The sequence below is a fragment of the Burkholderia sp. 22313 genome, assembly GCF_052045245.1.
GTDB lineage: Bacteria > Pseudomonadota > Gammaproteobacteria > Burkholderiales > Burkholderiaceae > Burkholderia.
Window position 1 is genome coordinate 20,563 of record NZ_JBQEON010000049.1, and the last position, 19,236, is coordinate 39,798.

Genomic DNA, 19,236 nt, shown 5'->3' on the forward strand with positions numbered 1-19,236 from the left:
GATGGCGCGGCCGGCATACGACCGACGCAACGAATACGACAAGGCCGGGCCAGCGCGTCCGGCCTTGCCGTTTCCGGGCCCGGCGGGGCCGGGCGGGTTCGTGAGTCGCTAACGCATGTTACGCACTGACATACCCGAGGCACCCGAGGCGCCGCACCGCCGATGCAGCGAGCGGCTGACGGCGTCCGGGCGCGGTCAGCCGATCTGCTCGAGTTCTTCCTGCACGGCGAGCCAGTCCGCCTCGACCGTCTCGAGCCGGGTATTGACCTCGCCGAGCTTGCGGATCGCTTCGGTCAGTTCCGTCTTGCGCGCGGCCTCGTAGCTCGCCGGATCGGCGACGAATGCGTCGAGGCGGCCCTTCTCCGCATGCAGCGTTTCCATTTCCCGCTCGAGCTTCGTGATGCGGTTCTGCAGCGGTTTCTTCAACTGCGACAACCGCTGGCGTTCCTCGGCTGCCTGACGCTTCTGATCTTTGCGATTGACGCCCGGATCCGCGCCCGCCGCCACCGCACTGTCGGCCTTCGCGGCCGCCCGCTGCTCGGCCGCGTGCTGCAGCAGCCAGTCGCGATAGTCGTCGAGGTCGCCGTCGAACGGCTGCAGGCGGTGCTTCGCGACGAGCATGAACTGGTCGGTGGTCGCGCGCAGCAGGTGGCGGTCATGCGAGACGAGGATCAGCGTGCCCTCGAACTGCGCGAGCGCCATCGTCAGCGCGTGACGCGTTTCGAGGTCGAGGTGGTTGGTCGGTTCGTCCAGCAGCAGCAGGTTCGGCTTCTGCCAGATGATCAGCGCGAGCGCGAGCCGCGCCTTCTCGCCGCCCGAGAACGGGCCGACCGGGCTCGTCGCCATGTCGCCGGAGAAATTGAAGCCGCCGAGGAAGTCGCGCAGCTCCTGTTCGCGCGTATCGGGTGCGAGCCGCGAGAGATGCGCGAGCGGCGAATCGTCCTCGCGCAGCGTCTCGAGCTGGTGCTGCGCGAAATAGCCGATCGTCAGCCCCTTGCCGTCGCGTACATGGCCGGACAGCGGCGCGAGCGTGCCGGCCAGCGTCTTGATCAGCGTCGACTTGCCCTGGCCGTTCGCGCCGAGCAGGCCGATGCGCTGGCCGTTCTGGATCGACAGCGCCACGCGTTCGACGATCGGGATGTCGGTGCCGTCGTCGGCATGGTAGCCGCAGCGGACGTCTTCCATCACCATCATCGGGTTCGGTGCGGCGTCGGGCGTGCGGAACTCGAATGTGAACGGCGACGCGATGTGCGCGGGCGCGATCAACTCCATCTTCTCGAGCGCCTTCATCCGGCTTTGCGCCTGCTTGGCCTTGGTCGCCTTGGCCTTGAAGCGGTCGACGAAGCTCTGCAGGTGCTCGATCGTCTTCTGCTGCTTTTCGTAGGCGCTTTGCTGCAGCGCGAGCTGCTGCGCACGCAGCACTTCGAACTGCGAGTAGTTGCCGCCGTAGCGCTTTATCTGGCGATTTTCCAGATGCAGCGTGACGTTGCAGATCGAGTCGAGGAATTCGCGGTCGTGCGAGATCACGACGAGCGTGCCGGCGTAGCGGTGCAGCCAGTCTTCGAGCCAGACGATCGCGTCGAGATCCAGGTGGTTGGTCGGTTCGTCGAGCAGCAGGAGGTCGGAGCGGCACATCAGCGCTTGCGCGAGGTTCAGGCGCATGCGCCAGCCGCCGGAGAAGCTGGCGACGGATTCGCGCGTCTGGGCGAGCGTGAAGCCGAGGCCGAGCAGCAGCGCTTCGGCGCGTGCGGGGGCCGTATAGCCGTCGGCGTCAGCGAACGCCGCGTGCGCGTCGGCTTCGGCGGCGCCGTCATGCGCGGCCGAAGCGGCGGCGATGCGGGCCTCGATCTCGCGCAGCGCGGTGTCGCCGTCGAGCGTGTAGTCGAGCGCCGAGCGGTCGACGGCGGGGGTTTCCTGCGACACGTGGGCGATCCGCCACGACGGCGGCATCGAGAAATCGCCGGCGTCGGAATGCAGCTCGCCGCGCAGGACCGAGAACAGCGTCGATTTGCCGGCGCCGTTCGCGCCGATCAGGCCGGCCTTCTCGCCGGGATTGAGCACGAACGAGGCCGACTCGAACAGCGGCTTGGTGCCGCGCGCAAGACTGAACTGATTGAAACGGATCACGGCTGGAATGACTGACGAAAACCGCTATTCTAGACTGCGCGCGCGTCGCCCCGGAGATCGGCCGTTCGGCAACTGCCGCAACGGCCCGATTTCGCCTAGACTCCACGTCGGTCCGGTTTCGTAAAAGGAGTGCCCGATGTCCACCCTGTATTCGTTCAGCGCCGAGACGCTCGCCGGCCAGCCGGTATCGCTCGATGCGTATCGCGGCAAGGTGCTGCTGATCGTCAACACCGCGAGCGAGTGCGGCTTCACGCCGCAGTACGCGGGCCTGCAGAAGCTGTACGACCAGCATGCGGCGCGCGGTTTCTTCGTGCTCGGCTTCCCGTGCAACCAGTTCGGCAAGCAGGAGCCGGGCGACGCCACCCAGATCGGCGCGTTCTGCGCGCGCAACTACGGCGTCACGTTCCCGATGTTCGCGAAGATCGACGTGAAGGGCGACCACGCGCATCCGCTGTACCGCTACCTGACCGACGAGGCGCCCGGCATCCTCGGCCTCAAGGTGATCAAGTGGAATTTCACCAAATTTCTGGTCGACCGCGACGGCCGGATCGTCAAGCGCTACGCGCCGTCGACGAAGCCCGAGGAAATCGCCGCGGATATCGACAAGCTGTTGTAACGCGGGAAGCGGCAAGCGGGTCGTGGCGGCGGCGCCGGGCCGAAGCGGGGCGGAGAGCGTGTGCTGCCTTGCCCCGTCCCGGGGCGCGAGGCCGGCGCTCGCGCTGCCGCTACAGGATCGGCGCGAACAGGCGCGCGACGTGCATCGCGATGCGCCGCCACGCGGGCGAGTGCCGATACTCGTTCGCATCGACCTCGTAGGCCTGCGCGAAATCGGCGTCGAGCATTGCTTCGACCTCGTCGGCGAACGTGCGATCGACGGTCAGCACCATGATCTCGAAGTTCAGCCGGAACGAGCGGTTGTCGAGGTTCGCACTGCCGATCGCGGCTGCGATGCGATCGATCAGCACGACTTTCTGGTGCAGGAAGCCGGGCCGGTAGCGGAACACCTTGACGCCGGCATCGACGAGATCGCGCGCGTAGAGCTTCGATGCCTCGAACACCACGTAGTGGTCGCGCCGGCTCGGGATCAGGATGCGCACGTCGACGCCGCGCATGACCGCGAGCTTCAGCGCGGCGATCACCGCTTCGTCGGGCACGAGATACGGCGTCGTGATCCAGACCCGCTCGCGCGCGGCGTTGATCGCCTCGACGAAGAACAGCGAGCCGGTTTCCTGCTTGTCGGCCGGCCCCATCGGCACGGCAAGGCAATGCATCGCGTCGTCGGGCAACGCGGCCGGCGGCGCCGCGAGCGGCGGCAGCGTCTGCGTGGCCCAGTGCCAGTCTTCGGCGAACACGTACTGGATGCTGGCGACCACCGGGCCGCGGATCTCGATATGGGTGTCGCGCCACGGCGACAGGCGCTGGTTCGCGCCGAGATACTCGACGCCGACGTTGTGGCCGCCGACGAACGCGCGATTGCCGTCGACGACGACGATCTTGCGATGGTTGCGGAAGTTGAGCTGGAAGCGGTTGACGAACTTGCGGTGGGTCGCGAACGGATGAACCTCGACGCCGCCGCGGCGCAGCGTGTCGACGTAGCGGTGCGGCAGGTCGAAGCTGCCGATGCTGTCGTACAGCAGGTAGCAGCGCACGCCGGCTGCCGCGCGGGCGAGCAGCGCGTCGCTCAGCATCTGGCCGAGCGCGTCGTCGCGCACGATGAAGAACTGGACGACCACGTAATCGCGCGCGGCGTCGATCGCCGACAGGATCGCCGAGAAGGTCGCGTCGCCGTTCACGAGCGTGCGCACCGCATTGCCGCCGACGAACGGCATCCCGCCGAGCCGTGTGAGCGCGAGCACGGCGGCCTGGCCGATCGCATCGGCGGCCGGCCCGTCGGATGCGCCCGCATCGAGCCACGGCGCGCGCGGCGTGTGCGTGCGCAACGCTTCCATCTCGTGGCGGCGCGCGTCGACGTAGCCGGAGAACTTGCTGCGGCCGAGGAACAGGTAGGGGATGAGCGTCAGGTACGGCATCGCGGCGAGCGACACGGCCCATGCGATCGCGCCTTGCGAGGTGCGCGTGTTCATGATCGCGTGACACGCCGCGATGATCCCGAGCGCATGGATGGCCAGGATCAGGGTGCCGAGATGTAGCCAGTCGAGGGTCATGAGCGCGTGACGGACTCCTGAAGTCGTGCGGCGCGACGGCCGCTTACGCGCATCTTACCGAACCGTGCGGGACAGTGGTGTGCCGTACCGCACGGTTCGGTCGCAGGGTGCCGTCAGGCCTTGCGCGGCAGGTCCGACGCCTGGATCAGGAACACGGAGTCGTCCCCCGCGCTGGTGGGCAGCCACGTGAGTTCGAGGCCGCCGAACGCGGCTTCGACGTGCTCGCGCTCGTTGCCGATCTCGACGACGAGCACGCCGTCGTCATGCAGCCACTTGTGCGCGTGAGCGATGATTCGCCGCACGATGTCCATGCCGTCGTCGCCGCCTGCGAGCGCCATTTCCGGCTCGTGCCGGTACTCGGGCGGAAGGGCCGCCATCGACGCCGCGTTTACGTACGGCGGGTTCGTCAGGATCACGTCGTAGCGCGCGTCGGGCTCCGCGCGGAACGCGGGCAACGGCGCGTAGAGGTCGCCGCGATGCAGCGTGACGCGATCCTCGAGGCCGTAGTCGCGCACGTTGATCTCGGCGACTTCGAGGGCCTTGTCGGACAGGTCGACCGCATCGATCTCCGCATTCGGGAACGCGCTGGCCGCGAGGATCGCGAGGCAGCCGGAGCCGGTGCACAGCTCGAGCACCGCGCCCACTTGCTCGGGGTCGGCGACATACGGCTGCAGCCCGTCGTCGAGCAGTTCGCCGATGAACGAGCGCGGCACGATCACGCGCTCGTCGACGTAGAAGCGATGGCCGTGCATCCATGCTTCATGCGTGAGGTACGCGGCCGGCACGCGGTCCGTCGCGCGCCGCTCGATCACCGCGAGCACGGCCGCGATTTCGTCGGGCAGCAGGCGGGCGTCGAAGAACGGCTCGAGCGTGTCGAGCGGCAGGTCGAGCGTGTGCAGCACGAGGTAGGCGGCTTCGTCGTACGCGTTGTCCGAGCCGTGGCCGAACGCGAGCTTCGCCTTCGAGAAGCGCGTGACCGCATAGCGCAGCAGGTCGCGAACAGTTGCAAAAGGTGTCGTCATGCGAGGCTCCATCAGGCGATCAGTTGTTCGAGCACGCGGCGGTACACGTTCTTCAGCGGGTCGACGAAGCGCACCTCGATGTGCTCGTCGATCTTGTGGATGCTGCCGTTCGGCGGGCCGAACTCGATCACCTGCGGGCAGATGCGCGCGATGAAGCGTCCGTCGGACGTGCCGCCCGTCGTCGACAGCTCGGTCGTGAGGCCGGTTTCGGCGCGGATCGCGTGTTCCAGCGCGTTCGACAGGTCGCCGCGCGGCGTGAGGAACGGCAGGCCGCTCACCGACCACTTCAGCGTGTATTCGAGGCCGTGCCTGTCGAGGATCGCATGCACGCGTGCCTGCAGGCCCTCGACGGTGCTCGCCGTCGAAAAGCGGAAGTTGAACATCAGGTCGACGTGGCCCGGGATCACGTTGGTCGCGCCGGTGCCCGCGTGCAGGTTCGACACCTGCCACGTGGTGGGCGGGAAGTATTCGTTGCCTTCGTCCCACTGTTCGGCGGCGAGCTCGGCGAGCGCCGGCGCGAGCAGGTGGATCGGGTTCTTCGCGAGGTGCGGGTACGCGATATGGCCCTGCACGCCCTTGACGATCAGTTCGCCCGACATCGAGCCGCGGCGGCCGTTCTTCACGACGTCGCCGAGTTCGGCGGTCGAAGTCGGCTCGCCGACGATGCAGTAGTCGACGCGTTCGCCGCGCGCTTCGAGCAGCTCGACGACCTTCACGGTGCCGTCGGTGGCCGGGCCTTCCTCGTCGCTCGTGATCAGGAACGCGATCGCGCCGCGGTGGCCGGGGTGGGCCGCGACGAATTCCTCGGACGCGACGACGAACGCCGCGAGCGACGTCTTCATGTCGGCCGCGCCACGGCCGTACAGCTTGCCGTCGCGATGGGCGGGAATGAACGGCGGCGAGGTCCACTGCTCGAGCGGGCCGGTCGGCACGACGTCGGTGTGGCCCGCGAACGCGAGCAGCTTGCCGTCGCGGCCGTCGGTGCCGCGCTTGACGGCCCACAGGTTGGTCACGCCGTGCGACGCGATGGTCTCGCATTCGAAGCCGAGCGCGGCGAGGCGCGCGGTCATGATCTGCTGGCAATGCTGGTCGTCGGGCGTGACGGACGCGCGGGCGATCAGCTGTTCGGTAAGGGCTAGGGTGGCGGACATGGTTCGGACCACTTTCGATAAAAAATGCCGGCGCGGTGGCCGGCAGCGATGAGACGTCGGGCCGCGCCCGCGGGCGCGGCACGGGCGGCCCTAGGCGGCAAACAACGCCGCGTACTGATCGGCCACGAAGCCGAGCGATTTCACGCGGCCGTTGACGACGAGCACGGGGCGCTTGATGACCGACGGCTTGTGGATCATCAGCGCGACCGCGCCGGACTTCGTTTCCGCGGCGGCCTTCATGGCGTCGTCCAGGCCGCGCCACGTCGTGCCGCGCTTGTTGACGAGCGCGTCGAGCGATACGTCCTTCAGCCAGTCCTCGACGAGCGGCGCGCTGACGCCGAGCTTCTTGAAATCATGGAACTCGAACGCGACGCCGTGATCGTCCAGCCACACGCGGGCCTTCTTCACGGTGTCGCAGTTCGGAATGCCGTAGACGACCACGGTGCGCGGCTTGGCCATCAGTCGCCTCGCAGCAGCTCGTTCAGGCCGACCTTCGCGCGGGTCTTCGCGTCGACCTTCTTCACGATCACCGCGCAGTACAGGCTGTGCGAGCCGTCCTTCGACGGCAGGTTGCCGGCGACGACGACCGAGCCGGCCGGGATGCGGCCGTAGCTGACTTCGCCCGTTTCGCGATCGTAGATCTTGGTGCTCTGGCCGAGGTACACGCCCATCGAGATCACCGAGTTCTCCTCGACGATCACGCCTTCGACGACTTCCGAGCGCGCGCCGATGAAGCAGTTGTCTTCGATGATGACCGGGTTCGCCTGCAGCGGCTCGAGCACGCCGCCGATGCCGACGCCGCCCGACAGGTGCACGTTCTTGCCGATCTGCGCGCACGAACCGACCGTCGCCCACGTGTCGACCATCGTGCCTTCGTCGACGTACGCGCCGATGTTGGTGTACGACGGCATCAGCACGACGTTCTTCGCGATGAACGAGCCGCGGCGCGCGATGGCCGGCGGCACGACGCGGAAGCCGCCTGCGGCGAAGTCTTCAGCCGTGTAGTTCGCGAACTTCGACGGCACCTTGTCGTAGAACTGCGAGTAGCCGCCGGCCGGCATCGGTGCGTTGTCCTCCAGGCGGAACGACAGCAGCACGGCCTTCTTCAGCCACTGGTGCACGGTCCAGTTGCCGTCGATCTTCTCGGCGACGCGCAGCGCGCCTTTGTCGAGCTGCTCGATCGCGTGAGCGACGGCTTCGCGGACGTCGGCGGGCGCGGCCTTCGGCGACAGCTCGGCGCGGTTGTCCCAGGCGGTATCGATGATTTGCTGAAGTTGTTGCGACATGTTCGTTTTCGCAGGAGATGAATGGAATTGATCGGGAGGGATGTCTTACCGCGCAAGAGAGCGGCAGAAATCGACGATGCGTTGCGCGCCCTCGACGCATTCGGGGGTGCCCGCGACGAGCGCGATCCGGATGAAATCGCGGCCCGGATTGGTGCCGTGCGCGTCGCGCGCCAGGTACGAGCCGGGCAGAACCGTCACATTATAGTCGGCGTACAGGCGGCGGGCGAACTCGGTGTCCGACAGGCCGGTGCGTGCGACGTTGGCCCACAGGTAGAACGCGGCGTCGGGCAGCTTCACGTCGATCACGTCGGCCAGCATCGGCGTGACCGTGTTGAACTTCTGCAGGTACAGCGCGCGGTTTTCGCGCACGTGCGCCTCGTCGTTCCACGCGGCGATGCTCGCGTGCTGCCAGACCGGCGACAGCGCGGCGCCGTGGTACGTGCGGTACAGCAGGAATTGCTTCAGCAGCGCGGCGTCGCCGGCGACGAAGCCCGAGCGCATGCCCGGCACGTTCGAGCGCTTCGACAGGCTGGACAGCATCACGAGGCGCTCGAAGCCGCGGCCGAGGCGGTGCGCGGCCTCGAGGCCGCCGAGCGGCGGCGCCGCTTCGTCGAAATAGATTTCCGAATAGCACTCGTCGGACGCGATCACGAAACCGTGACGGTCGGACAGCGCGAACAGCTCGCGCCAGTCGTCGAGCGTCAGCACCGCGCCCGTCGGGTTGCCCGGCGAGCACACGTACAGCAGCTGCGTACGCGCCCAGACTTCGTCGGGCACGGCCGCGTAGTCGCACGCGAAGTTGCGCGCCGGGTCGCTGTTCGCGAAATAGGGTTCGGCACCGGCCAGGAGCGCCGCGCCTTCGTAAATTTGATAGAACGGATTCGGACAGAGTACGATCGCCTTCTTGCCGTCCGTGCCCGGGCGCGCGTCGATCACCGTCTGCGCGAGCGAGAACAGCGCCTCGCGCGAACCCGACACCGGCAGCACCTGCGTGGCCGGATCGATTGCCGGCAGCCCGTAGCGGCGTTCGAGCCACTGCGCGATCGACGTGCGCAGCGCGTCCGAGCCGGCCGTGGCCGGGTACGACGCGAGGCCGTCGAGCGCGGCCACCACGGCGTCGCGGATCAACGCCGGCGTCGGGTGCTTGGGCTCGCCGATGCCGAAGCTGATCGGTTTCAGGCCGGCGGTCGGTGTCACGTCCTTGAACAGGGCGCGCAGCTTTTCGAAGGGATAGGGCTGGAGCGAGTCGAGTCGAGGGTTCACGGGCGAAGCGGCCATCGCGGCCGGTTTTGGAGCGAAAGGGGCGGCGCAGTTGCCGCACGGCTGCGAACGCGCGCCGCGGCGCGCGTGTCGCAACGGAAGATTATAGCGTGACGCAATGCGGTCACCGCCCGCCGGAACGGCGGCCGGGCCGGTTGCATAAAAGGGTATCGAATCAAATGAATAACGCGGTACGCGGCAGCCTGCCGACGCTGGCCATCCTGATCGGCGCGTCGGTATGGGGCCTGATCTGGTATCCGCTGCGGATCCTCGCATCGCTCGGGCTCACCGGCACGATGGCGAGCGCGCTGACGAGCGCCGTCGCGTTCCTGTTCGTGATCGTCGTGCGGCACCGCACGATCGCGACGCTGCGCTGGCACTGGGTGTTGCCGGGCATCGCGATCACGGCCGGCGTGACCAACCTCGGCTTCGTATGGGGCACGATCCACGGCGAAGTGCTGCGTGTGATGCTGCTGTTCTATCTGACGCCGGCATGGACCGCGATCTACGCGCACTTCCTGCTGCGCGAGCGGCTGACCTGGGCCGGCGCGGGGCTCGCGGCGCTGTCGATCGGTGGCGCGATGCTGATGCTGTGGTCGCCGAAGCTCGGCGTGCCGCTGCCGGCCAATCCGGCCGAATGGGCAGGGCTCGCGGCCGGCCTGAGTTTCGCGATGAGCAACGTGCTCGTGATCAAGGCGAGCCGCGAGCTGCCGGAGATGCGTGCCGAGATGCGCACCGCGACGCTGTTCGGCGGCGCGGCGGTGTTCGGCGCGATCGCGTCGCTGTTCGAGGGGCTGCCGGCCGCGCCGGCCGCCAGCCAGCTTGGCGTCGCGGTCGCGATCGTCGCCGCGATCGGCGTGACGATGGCCGCGAACAACCTGCTCGTGCAATACGGGCTCGCCCGCGTGCCGGCGAACCGCGCCTCGATCATCATGCTGTTCGAGATCGTGATCACCGCGCTGTCCGCGTGGGTGTTCGCGAACGAATTGCCGACCGCGCGCGAGTGGGCGGGCGGCGTGTGCATCGTGCTGGCGACGCTGCTGTCGAGCCGGGTCCATCGTGCCGCGCCGGCACCGGGCAAACCCGGCGACGGGCGGGACGGCGCACGCGCGATGGTATGATGGAAGCCGTTTGCGGGGCCCAACGCAGGATGCGCGCGGCCCCGCTTTTGAATTCCGGGGCGCATCGCGCACACGGGCCGTCCGGCCCCGCGCGTCGCGGCCCCGTCCGTTTCACACCTTCTTCACATCCGATACCGCCGTGCGTCTGAGCTCGATCAAACTCGCTGGCTTCAAATCCTTTGTCGATCCCACGCATTTCCAGGTTCCGGGCCAGCTTGTCGGCGTGGTGGGCCCGAACGGGTGCGGCAAGTCCAACATCATCGATGCCGTGCGCTGGGTGCTCGGCGAGTCGCGCGCGTCCGAGCTGCGCGGCGAGTCGATGCAGGACGTGATCTTCAACGGCTCGACCGCCCGCAAGCCCGGCAGCCGGGCCAGCGTCGAACTGATCTTCGACAACTCCGACGGCCGCGCGGCGGGGCAGTGGGGCCAGTACGGCGAGATCGCCGTGAAGCGCGTGCTCACGCGCGACGGCACGTCGAGCTACTACATCAACAACCTGCCGGCGCGCCGCCGCGACATCCAGGACATCTTCCTCGGCACGGGCCTTGGGCCCCGCGCATACGCGATCATCGGCCAGGGCATGATCGCGCGGATCATCGAGGCGAAGCCGGAAGAACTGCGCGTGTTCCTCGAGGAAGCCGCGGGCGTGTCGAAGTACAAGGAACGCCGCCGTGAGACCGAGAACCGCCTGCACGACACGCGCGAGAACCTGACGCGCGTCGAGGACATCGTCCGCGAACTCGGCGCGAACCTCGAGAAGCTCGAGGCGCAGGCCGTCGTCGCGACCAAATACAAGGATCTCGTCGCCGACGGCGAGGAGAAGCAGCGCCTGTTGTGGCTGCTGCGCAAGAACGAAGCCGCGGGCGAGCAGCAGAAGCAGCAGCGCGCGATCGAACAGGCGCAGATCGACCTCGAGGCGCAGACGGCGAAGCTGCGCGAGGTCGAGTCGCAGCTCGAGACGCTGCGGGTCGCGCATTACGCGGCGAGCGACGCGATGCAGGGTGCGCAGGGCGCGCTCTACGAAGCGAACGCCGAAGTGAGTCGCCTCGAGGCCGAGATCAAGTTCATCGTCGAATCGCGCAACCGCGTGCAGGCGCAGATCGCCGCGCTGAACGCGCAGCGCGAGCAGTGGCGCGCGCAGGCCGAGAAGGCGCAGGACGAGCTCGAGGAAGCCGAAGAAGCGCGCGCGATGGCCGACGAGAAGGCCGCGCTCGCGGAAGACAACGCCGCCGCGAAACACGACGCGCTGCCGGCGCTCGAGGCGAAGTGGCGCGATGCGCAGGCGCAGCTCAACGACGAGCGCGCGCGGATCGCGCAGACCGAACAGTCGCTGAAGCTCGAGGCCGCGCACCAGCGCAATGCCGACCAGCAGCTCCAGCAGCTTCAGCAGCGCCATGAGCGCCTGAAGTCGGAGGCGGGCGGGCTCGACGCGCCGGACGAAGCGCAGCTCGAAGCGTTGCGCATGCAGCTCGCCGAGCAGGAAGAGATCCTCGCCGAAGCGCAGGCCCGCCTTGCCGATGCACAGGAAACGGTGCCGCGCCTCGACGGCGAACGCCGTGCGGCGCAGGAGCGCGTGCAGGCCGAAAGCACGCAGATCCACCAGCTCGAGGCACGGCTTGCCGCGCTCAAGCAACTGCAGGAGAACGTGCAGACCGAAGGCAAGATCCAGCCGTGGCTCGACAAGCACGAACTCGGCGCGCTGCCGCGCCTGTGGAAGAAGCTGCACGTCGAAGCGGGCTGGGAAGCGGCGCTCGAGGCGGTGTTGCGCGAGCGCCTCGCGGCGCTCGAAGTGTCGAATCTCGACTGGGTGAAGGCGTTCGCGACCGATGCGCCGCCTGCGAAGCTCGCGTTCTACGCGCCGCCCGCGGCCGGTGAGGCGCCGGCCGCCGCGGCCGGGCTGCGCCCGGTGCTGTCGCTCGTGCGCATCGACGATGCGGGCATCCGTGCGGTGCTGAACGACTGGCTCGGCAACGTGTACGTCGCCGACGACGTCGCTCAGGCGCTCGCGACGCGCGCGCAACTGCCGGCAGGCGGCGCGTTCGTCGTGAAGGCCGGCCACATCGTCACGCGTGTCGGCGTGCAGCTGTACGCGGCCGATTCGGAGCAGGCCGGGATGCTGGCCCGCCAGCAGGAAATCGACAACCTCGCGCGCCAGGTGCGTGCGCAGGCACTGCTCGCCGACGAAGCGCGCACGGCCGCGGTGCGGGCCGAAGCCGCGCACACGCAGGCCACGCAGGCGCTCGGCGACGTGCGCGCGCAGGCCGAGCGCGCGACGCAGCGCGTGCACGCGCTGCAGATGGACGTGCTGAAGCTCGCGCAGGCGCATGAGCGCTACACGCAGCGCAGCACGCAGATCCGCGAGGAGCTGGAGGAAATCGGCGCGCAGATGGACGAGCAGCGTGCGCTGCGCGCGGAATCGGAAGCGAACTTCGAGCGTTGCGACGGCGAACTCGCGGAACTGCAGGCGCGCTTCGAGGACAACCAGCTCGCGTTCGAAGCGCTCGACGAATCGCTGACGCAGGCACGCCAGGAAGCGCGCGACCTCGAGCGCGGCGCGAACGATGCGCGCTTCGCCGCGCGCAACGCGCTCACGCGGATCGACGAGCTCAAGCGCAGCATCCAGGTCGCGCACGAGCAGAGCGAGCGCGTTGCCGCGTCGCTGGAAGACGCGCGTGCCGAACTCGAGACGATCAACGAGCAGACCGCGCACACGGGCCTGCAGGACGCCCTCGAAATTCGCGCGGTGAAGGAAGAGGCGCTGCAGGCCGCGCGGATCGAGCTCGACGACCTGACGGCGAAGCTGCGCGCGTCGGACGAGCAGCGTCTCGTTGCCGAGCGTTCGCTGCAGCCGCTGCGCGACCGCATTACCGAACTGCAGCTGAAGGAGCAGGCCGCGCGCCTGGCCGTCGAGCAGTTCGCCGAGCAGCTTACGGCGGCCGAGGTCGACGAGGAGGCGCTGCGCGAGAAGCTGACGCCGGACCTGAAACCGTCGTACCTGCAGGGCGAAGTCACGCGCCTGAACAACGCGATCAACGCGCTCGGCCCGGTCAACATGGCCGCGCTCGACGAGCTGAAGGCCGCGAGCGAGCGCAAGGTGTTCCTCGATGCGCAGTCGGCCGACCTGACCGATGCGATCACGACGCTCGAGGACGCGATCCACAAGATCGACCAGGAAACCCGCACGCTGCTGCAGGGCACCTTCGACGAGGTCAACCGTCACTTCAGCGACCTGTTCCCGCGCCTGTTCGGCGGCGGCCAGGCGAAGCTGATCATGACGGGCGACGAAATCCTCGATGCGGGCGTGCAGGTGATGGCGCAGCCGCCAGGCAAGAAGAACGCGACCATCCATCTGCTGTCGGGCGGCGAGAAGGCGCTGACCGCCACCGCCCTGGTGTTCGCGATGTTCCAGCTGAACCCGGCGCCGTTCTGTCTGCTCGACGAGGTCGACGCGCCGCTCGACGACGCGAACACCGAGCGTTTCGCGAATCTCGTGCGCGCGATGTCCGACAAGACGCAGTTCCTCTTCATCTCGCACAACAAGATCGCGATGGAGATGGCGCAGCAGTTGATCGGCGTGACGATGCAGGAGCAGGGGGTGTCGCGGATCGTCGCGGTGGACATGGAAACCGCCGCGGGTTTTGCCCAGAATTGACGTTTGACGAAACCGGACCGCGTTCGCGTGGCGCATGGGCGCCCGTTCGCGGTTCCGACGAAAAAGAATTGCTGATGGAGCGTGCATGGACGAGTTGACACTCGGTTTGATCGGCGCGGGCGCAGTCGTGGTGGGCGGCGTCGTGGTCTACAACGCATGGCAGGGCGCGAAGGTGCGGCGCAGGATGCCGCGCCCGATGCCGGAAGAGGCGGCCGAGGCGATGAATCGCCCCGAGCGCGACGATGAACGGCCGTTCATCGAGCCGGTGCGCCAGCCCGTGCGCCGCGAACCCGCGGCGCCGGCCGCTGCTACCGCCGCCGCCGCGGGCGCATCGGCCGAAGCCGCGCGCGTCGAGCCGACCTTCGGCGGCGTGGCGCCTGCCGACATGCCTGCCGATCTGCAGGCCGAGGCCACCGGCGTCGACACGCCGTTGGAGTCCGCCGAACCAGCCGAGCACGCCGTCGACGAAGGCACGGTCGCCGCCGCGCAGGAAGTGCCGGCCGACGACGCATCGACCGAACCGGCCGAACCGGTGCTGCCGGCCGCGACGACGATTTCGTCGGCGCCTCCCGCGATCGTCGATCGCCGGATCGACTGCATCGTGCCGATTCGCCTCGGCGCGCCGCTGCCCGGTGACAAGATCCTGCCGATCGCGCAGCGGCTGCGCCGCGCGGGCAGCAAGCCGGTGCATATCGAAGGCAAGCCGGAGGGCGGCCAGTGGGAGCTGCTGCAGACCGGCGTGCGTTATGAAGAGCTGCGCGCGGCCGCGCAGCTTGCGAACCGCAGCGGCGCGCTGAACGAGCTCGAATTCTCCGAGTTCGTGACGGGCGTCCAGCAGTTTGCCGACGCGATCGACGGCGCACCGGAGTTCCCGGACATGATGGAGACGGTCGCGATGGCGCGCGAGCTCGATGGCTTCGCCGCGCAATGCGACGCGCAGTTGTCGATCAACGTGATGTCGGACGGCGCGCCGTGGTCGGCGAACTACGTGCAGGCCGTCGCTTCCCAGGACGGGCTGCTGCTGTCGCGCGACGGCACGCGCTTCGTGAAGCTCGACGCGAAGCAGAACCCGGTGTTCATGCTGCAGTTCGGTGACACGAACTTCCTGCGCGACGACCTGACGTACAAGGGCGGCAACATGATCACGCTGGTGCTCGACGTGCCGGTCGCCGAAGAGGACATCCTGCCGTTCCGGCTGATGTGCGACTACGCGAAGTCGCTGTCCGAGCGGATCGGTGCGCGGGTCGTCGACGATTCGCGCCGGCCGCTGCCGGAATCGACGCTCGTCGCGATCGACCAGCAACTGATGAAGCTGTACGCGAAGCTCGAGGAAGCGGGCATCCCGGCCGGCTCGCCGGTCACGCGCCGTCTCTTCAGCCAGTAACGCGTTTCACGGGCGGCGGCATTCGGTGTCGCCTCCCTTCGCTGCAGTGCCGCACACACGCCGCCGGTGCGGCTGTGCGCGCTGCAGCGGGTCGGCGCGGCACGCATCGCGTGCCCCCGGCGCGGCGTCAAACTGAGATAATCGACCATCCGATTTTTCAGAACGAATCTGCCGCCAGCATGGCCCGAACCCAAGCCGAACCGCCAGCCAGCCAGCCCGACGCGCGCGCCGCGTGGCTGCGCGACCAACTCGAGCGGGCGAACTACGCCTATTACGTGCTCGACCAGCCGGATCTGCCCGACGCCGAATACGATCGGCTGTTCGGCGAGCTGCAGCAACTCGAAGCCGATCATCCCGAACTCGTGACGCGCGATTCGCCGACGCAGCGCGTCGGCGGCGAAGTGGCGAACGGGTTCACGCCGGTCGTCCACGACGCACCGATGCTGTCGCTGAACAACGGTTTCGCCGACGAGGACATCGCCGCGTTCGACAAACGCGTGGCCGATGCGCTCGACAAGACGACCGATCTCGCTGGCTCGGTGACGGACCCCATCGAATACGCGTGCGAGCTGAAGTTCGACGGGCTCGCGATCTCGCTGCGCTACGAGCAGGGCGTGTTCGTGCAGGCGTCGACGCGCGGCGACGGCACGACCGGCGAAGACGTGACGGAAAACGTGCGCACGATCCGTTCCATCCCGTTGAAGCTCAAGGGCGCCCATGTACCCGCCATACTCGACGTGCGTGGCGAGGTACTGATGTTCAAGCGCGATTTCGCACGCCTGAACGAACGCCAGCGCGCGGCCGAGCAGCGCGAATTTGCGAACCCGCGCAACGCGGCGGCCGGCAGCCTGCGCCAGCTCGACCCGAAGATCACCGCGCAGCGTCCGCTGTCGTTCTTCGCGTACGGGATTGGCGTGCTCGACGGGATGCCGATGCCGGACACGCACAGCGCGCTGCTCGACTGGTACGCGTCGCTCGGCCTGCCGGTGAACCGCGAACGCGCGGTCGTGCACGGTGCCGACGGCTTGCTCGGCTTTTTCCGCAAGGTCGGCGAGAAGCGCGAGTCGCTGCCGTACGACATTGACGGCGTCGTCTACAAGGTGAACCGGCGCGACGAGCAGGATCGCCTCGGCTTCGTGTCGCGCGCGCCGCGCTTCGCGCTCGCGCACAAGTTTCCCGCGCAAGAGGCGCTCACGAAGCTCGTCGCGATCGACGTGCAGGTCGGCCGCACCGGCGCGATCACGCCGGTCGCGCGGCTCGAACCCGTGTTCGTCGGCGGCGCGACGGTGACCAACGCGACGCTGCACAACGAGGATGAAGTGCGCCGCAAGGACATCCGGATCGGCGATACCGTGATCGTGCGGCGCGCGGGCGACGTGATTCCGGAGGTGGTCGGCGCGCTGCTCGATCGCCGTCCCGGCGACGCGGCTGAATTCGTGATGCCGACCGAATGCCCGGTGTGCGGTTCGAAGATCGAGCGCCTGCCGGACGAGGCGATCGCGCGCTGCACGGGCGGGCTGTTCTGCCCGGCGCAGCGCAAGCAGGCGCTGTGGCACTTCGCGCAGCGCCGCGCGCTCGACATCGACGGGCTCGGCGAGAAGATCATCGATCAGCTGGTCGAGCTGAATCTCGTGCGCACGCCGGCCGACCTGTTCAACCTCGGGTTCGCGACGCTCGCGGAGCTCGACCGGTTCGCCGAGAAATCCGCGCAGAACCTGCTCGACTCGCTCGAGAAGGCGAAGCACACGACGCTCGCGCGCTTCATCTACGGGCTCGGGATCCGCCATGTCGGCGAATCGACCGCGAAGGATCTCGCGAAGCATTTCGGGTCGCTGACGCCGATCATGGACGCATCGGTCGACGAACTGCTCGAAGTGAACGACGTCGGGCCGATCGTCGCCGAGTCGCTCCACCAGTTCTTCGCGGAAGAGCACAACCGCACCGTGATCGAACAACTGCGCGCGCCGGGCAAGGTCACGTGGCCGGAAGGCCCGCCGGCGCCGAAGGCGCCGCAGGGCGTGCTGGCCGGCAAGACGGTCGTGCTGACGGGCACGCTGCCGAATCTCACGCGCGACGCGGCGAAGGAGATGCTCGAAGCGGCGGGCGCGAAGGTCGCCGGCTCGGTATCGAAGAAGACGGATTACGTGGTCGCGGGCGCCGAAGCCGGCAGCAAGCTCGCGAAGGCCGAGGAACTCGGCATCCCCGTACTGGACGAAGACGGACTGCACCAACTCCTGGAGGGCAACACACCATGATTCGCGAGATCCTGAAGATGGGCGATCCGCGCCTGCTCGAAGTCGCTACGCCGGTCGAGCGGTTCGACACGCCCGAACTGCACGAGATCGTCGCGGACATGTTCGAGACGATGCATCACGCGAACGGCGCGGGGCTTGCCGCGCCGCAGATCGGCATCGGGCTGCAGATCATCATCTTCGGCTTCGGCAGCAACAACCGCTATCCGGACGCACCGCCCGTGCCCGAGACCGTGCTGATCAACCCGAAGCTCGAATACATGCCGCCGGACATGGAAGAGGGCTGGGAAGGCTGCCTGTCGGTGCCGGGCATGCGCGGCGTCGTCAGCCGCTATGCGAAGGTGCGCTACAGCGGCTTCGACCAGTTCGGCGCGAAGATCGACCGCGTCGCCGACGGATTCCACGCGCGCGTCGTCCAGCATGAATACGATCACCTGATCGGCAAGCTGTATCCGATGCGGATCACCGACTTCACGCGCTTCGGCTTCACCGAAGTGCTATTCCCGGGGCTCGATCCGGCCGACGACGACTGACGGCCCCTGGATGCTCGGCGACGTGATGCACGCTCGCTGGGCCGGAATGAAAAACACCCCAAAGGCTGGATCAGTGTCCAACTTTTGGGGTGCAGTTCATTGCGCGGGCTTTTCCGTTGCGTGCCGGGCGAAGCGGGCCGTTATCAGAACGATTCGTCGGCCGACAGGTAGCGCCATTGCCCTTGCGGCAGCGCGCCGAGCATCACGCGACCCATCCGCACGCGCTTCAGGCCGATCACTTCGAGGCCGACCAGTTCGCACATGCGGCGGATCTGGCGTTTCTTGCCTTCGCGCAGCACGAAACGCAGCTGTTCGCCGTTCTGCCAGCTCACCATCGCGGGCTTCAGCGCGACACCGTCGAGTTCGAGGCCGTGGCGCAGCTTCGCGAGCGATTCCGCCGGGAAGTGCTGGTCGATGTCGATCAGGCGCTCGCCGAAGCGCACGCGCACCAGGTACTCCTTGTCGATGTCCGACTGCTCGCCGATCAGCTGCTTTGCGATCACGCCGTTTTGCGTCAGCACGAGCAGGCCGGTGGAGTCGATGTCGAGCCGGCCGGCCGGCGCGAGCGCGTGCAGGTGTTGCGGCGAGAAGCGTACCGGCGAACGGTCGCCGCTCCACTGGTTCGCGCGCGTAATCAGCACCGCCGCGGGCTCGTAGCCGTCTTCCGCCTGACCCGATACATAACCGACCGGCTTGTGCAGCAGGATCGTCACTTGCGCGGCCTGCGCGGCGCTGGCGCGTTCGTCGATCTCGATCTTCTGGTCCGGACGGACCTTGGTGCCGAGCGTGTCGATGCGTTCGCCGTCGACGAGCACCCAGCCCTTTTCGATCCACTCGTCCGCTTCGCGGCGCGAGCACAGGCCGAGTTCGGACATGCGCTTCGACAGGCGCATCAGACCCGTTTCGTCGCCGTGGTCGATGTCGGCCGCCTGGCGCTTGACCGGTTGCGCAGTCTTGACCGCGCCGAACGCGCGGCGCTCGCCGTCGCGTGCGGGGCGCGCCGGGCGGTCGCCGAAGCTGCGCTTCGCGCCTTCGCCGGTTGCGTTGTCGCGATAGGACGGGCGCTTGTTGTCGTCACCGCCTGCGCGGCGCGGCGGGCGATCCGACGACGTGCGGCGGTCGCCGAAGCTGCGCTTCGCGCCTTCACCGGCTGCGTTGTCGCGATAGGACGGGCGCTTGCTGTCGTCACCGCCTGCGCGGCGCGGGCGCGTGTCGTCATCACTGCGGCGCGGCGGGCGATCCGACGACGTGCGGCGGTCGCCGAAGCTGCGCTTCGCGCCTTC

At 68.1% G+C, this 19,236-nt stretch carries 14 protein-coding genes; 6 read left to right on the forward strand and 8 right to left on the reverse strand.

The window, feature by feature from the left end; translation table 11 throughout:
* Nucleotides 1–195: 195 nt before the first annotated feature.
* The gene (locus tag ACTJKF_RS28895; RefSeq protein WP_440628294.1) at nucleotides 196–2,127 is read right to left on the reverse strand and encodes an ATP-binding cassette domain-containing protein; all 1,932 of its coding nucleotides are present in this window, start codon (nucleotides 2,125–2,127) and stop codon (nucleotides 196–198) included.
* Between the two features lie 136 nt (nucleotides 2,128–2,263).
* On the opposite strand from ACTJKF_RS28895, the gene ACTJKF_RS28900 reads away from it, so the two are divergent.
* Nucleotides 2,264–2,743: a glutathione peroxidase gene (locus ACTJKF_RS28900; RefSeq protein ID WP_440628295.1), complete on the forward strand. Its 480-nt coding sequence runs from the start codon at nucleotides 2,264–2,266 to the stop codon at nucleotides 2,741–2,743.
* 109 nt (nucleotides 2,744–2,852) lie between these two features.
* On the opposite strand, the gene cls is transcribed toward ACTJKF_RS28900, so the two are convergent.
* The 6 genes from cls to dapC all read right to left on the reverse strand — a co-directional run bounded on the left by cls (nucleotide 2,853) and on the right by dapC (nucleotide 9,029).
* Entirely contained in the window at nucleotides 2,853–4,292 is a 1,440-nt protein-coding gene (cls, locus tag ACTJKF_RS28905; RefSeq protein ID WP_440628297.1) for a cardiolipin synthase, read from the reverse strand.
* 113 nt (nucleotides 4,293–4,405) lie between these two features.
* Complete coding sequence (gene prmB, locus ACTJKF_RS28910) at nucleotides 4,406–5,314, reverse strand: 50S ribosomal protein L3 N(5)-glutamine methyltransferase (protein ID WP_440628298.1); 909 nt, start codon at nucleotides 5,312–5,314, stop codon at nucleotides 4,406–4,408.
* 11 nt (nucleotides 5,315–5,325) lie between these two features.
* Entirely contained in the window at nucleotides 5,326–6,465 is a 1,140-nt protein-coding gene (gene dapE, locus ACTJKF_RS28915; RefSeq protein ID WP_440628300.1) for a succinyl-diaminopimelate desuccinylase, read from the reverse strand.
* Between the two features lie 90 nt (nucleotides 6,466–6,555).
* The gene (locus ACTJKF_RS28920; protein WP_124486181.1) at nucleotides 6,556–6,924 is read right to left on the reverse strand and encodes an ArsC family reductase; all 369 of its coding nucleotides are present in this window, start codon (nucleotides 6,922–6,924) and stop codon (nucleotides 6,556–6,558) included.
* Entirely contained in the window at nucleotides 6,924–7,751 is an 828-nt protein-coding gene (gene dapD / locus ACTJKF_RS28925; protein WP_014896723.1) for a 2,3,4,5-tetrahydropyridine-2,6-dicarboxylate N-succinyltransferase, read from the reverse strand. Before dapD ends, ACTJKF_RS28920 begins: the two co-directional genes overlap by 1 nt.
* A 45-nt stretch (nucleotides 7,752–7,796) precedes the next feature.
* A complete protein-coding gene (dapC, locus tag ACTJKF_RS28930; RefSeq protein ID WP_440628301.1) occupies nucleotides 7,797–9,029 on the reverse strand; it encodes a succinyldiaminopimelate transaminase in 1,233 nt (410 codons plus the stop codon).
* A gap of 161 nt (nucleotides 9,030–9,190) precedes the next feature.
* Here dapC and ACTJKF_RS28935 point away from each other — a divergent pair, with 161 nt between their 5' ends.
* From ACTJKF_RS28935 to def, 5 genes are all read left to right on the forward strand, one after another.
* Entirely contained in the window at nucleotides 9,191–10,132 is a 942-nt protein-coding gene (locus ACTJKF_RS28935) for a DMT family transporter (RefSeq protein ID WP_440628303.1), read from the forward strand.
* A 139-nt stretch (nucleotides 10,133–10,271) separates the two neighbouring features.
* Nucleotides 10,272–13,784 carry a chromosome segregation protein SMC gene (gene smc, locus ACTJKF_RS28940; protein ID WP_440628305.1) on the forward strand — a complete coding sequence of 1,171 codons (3,513 nt, stop codon included), beginning with the start codon at nucleotides 10,272–10,274 and terminating at the stop codon, nucleotides 13,782–13,784.
* An 85-nt stretch (nucleotides 13,785–13,869) separates the two neighbouring features.
* Nucleotides 13,870–15,168, forward strand: coding sequence for a cell division protein ZipA C-terminal FtsZ-binding domain-containing protein (locus tag ACTJKF_RS28945; protein WP_440628306.1), 1,299 nt, complete (start codon nucleotides 13,870–13,872; stop codon nucleotides 15,166–15,168).
* A gap of 179 nt (nucleotides 15,169–15,347) precedes the next feature.
* Nucleotides 15,348–17,423, forward strand: a complete 2,076-nt coding sequence (gene ligA / locus ACTJKF_RS28950) for an NAD-dependent DNA ligase LigA (protein ID WP_440628308.1) — start codon at nucleotides 15,348–15,350, stop codon at nucleotides 17,421–17,423.
* Nucleotides 17,420–17,953: a peptide deformylase gene (gene def, locus ACTJKF_RS28955; RefSeq protein WP_440628310.1), complete on the forward strand. Its 534-nt coding sequence runs from the start codon at nucleotides 17,420–17,422 to the stop codon at nucleotides 17,951–17,953. Before ligA ends, def begins: the two co-directional genes overlap by 4 nt.
* 143 nt (nucleotides 17,954–18,096) lie before the next feature.
* Here the strand turns inward: def and ACTJKF_RS28960 are convergent.
* Nucleotides 18,097–19,236, reverse strand: a 1,140-nt coding sequence (locus ACTJKF_RS28960; RefSeq protein ID WP_440628312.1) for a pseudouridine synthase, incomplete at its 5' end; no start/stop codon positions are given.

Coding starts and splice junctions, on each gene's coding strand:
- ACTJKF_RS28900 (WP_440628295.1), top strand. CDS start 2,264: ATGTCCACCCTGTATTCGTTCAGCGCCGAGACGCTCGCCGGCCAGCCG.
- cls (WP_440628297.1), bottom strand. CDS start 4,292: ATGACCCTCGACTGGCTACATCTCGGCACCCTGATCCTGGCCATCCAT.
- ACTJKF_RS28945 (WP_440628306.1), top strand. CDS start 13,870: ATGGACGAGTTGACACTCGGTTTGATCGGCGCGGGCGCAGTCGTGGTG.
- ACTJKF_RS28920 (WP_124486181.1), bottom strand. CDS start 6,924: ATGGCCAAGCCGCGCACCGTGGTCGTCTACGGCATTCCGAACTGCGAC.
- ligA (WP_440628308.1), top strand. CDS start 15,348: ATGGCCCGAACCCAAGCCGAACCGCCAGCCAGCCAGCCCGACGCGCGC.
- def (WP_440628310.1), top strand. CDS start 17,420: ATGATTCGCGAGATCCTGAAGATGGGCGATCCGCGCCTGCTCGAAGTC.
- dapD (WP_014896723.1), bottom strand. CDS start 7,751: ATGTCGCAACAACTTCAGCAAATCATCGATACCGCCTGGGACAACCGC.
- ACTJKF_RS28935 (WP_440628303.1), top strand. CDS start 9,191: ATGAATAACGCGGTACGCGGCAGCCTGCCGACGCTGGCCATCCTGATC.
- prmB (WP_440628298.1), bottom strand. CDS start 5,314: ATGACGACACCTTTTGCAACTGTTCGCGACCTGCTGCGCTATGCGGTC.
- dapE (WP_440628300.1), bottom strand. CDS start 6,465: ATGTCCGCCACCCTAGCCCTTACCGAACAGCTGATCGCCCGCGCGTCC.
- dapC (WP_440628301.1), bottom strand. CDS start 9,029: ATGGCCGCTTCGCCCGTGAACCCTCGACTCGACTCGCTCCAGCCCTAT.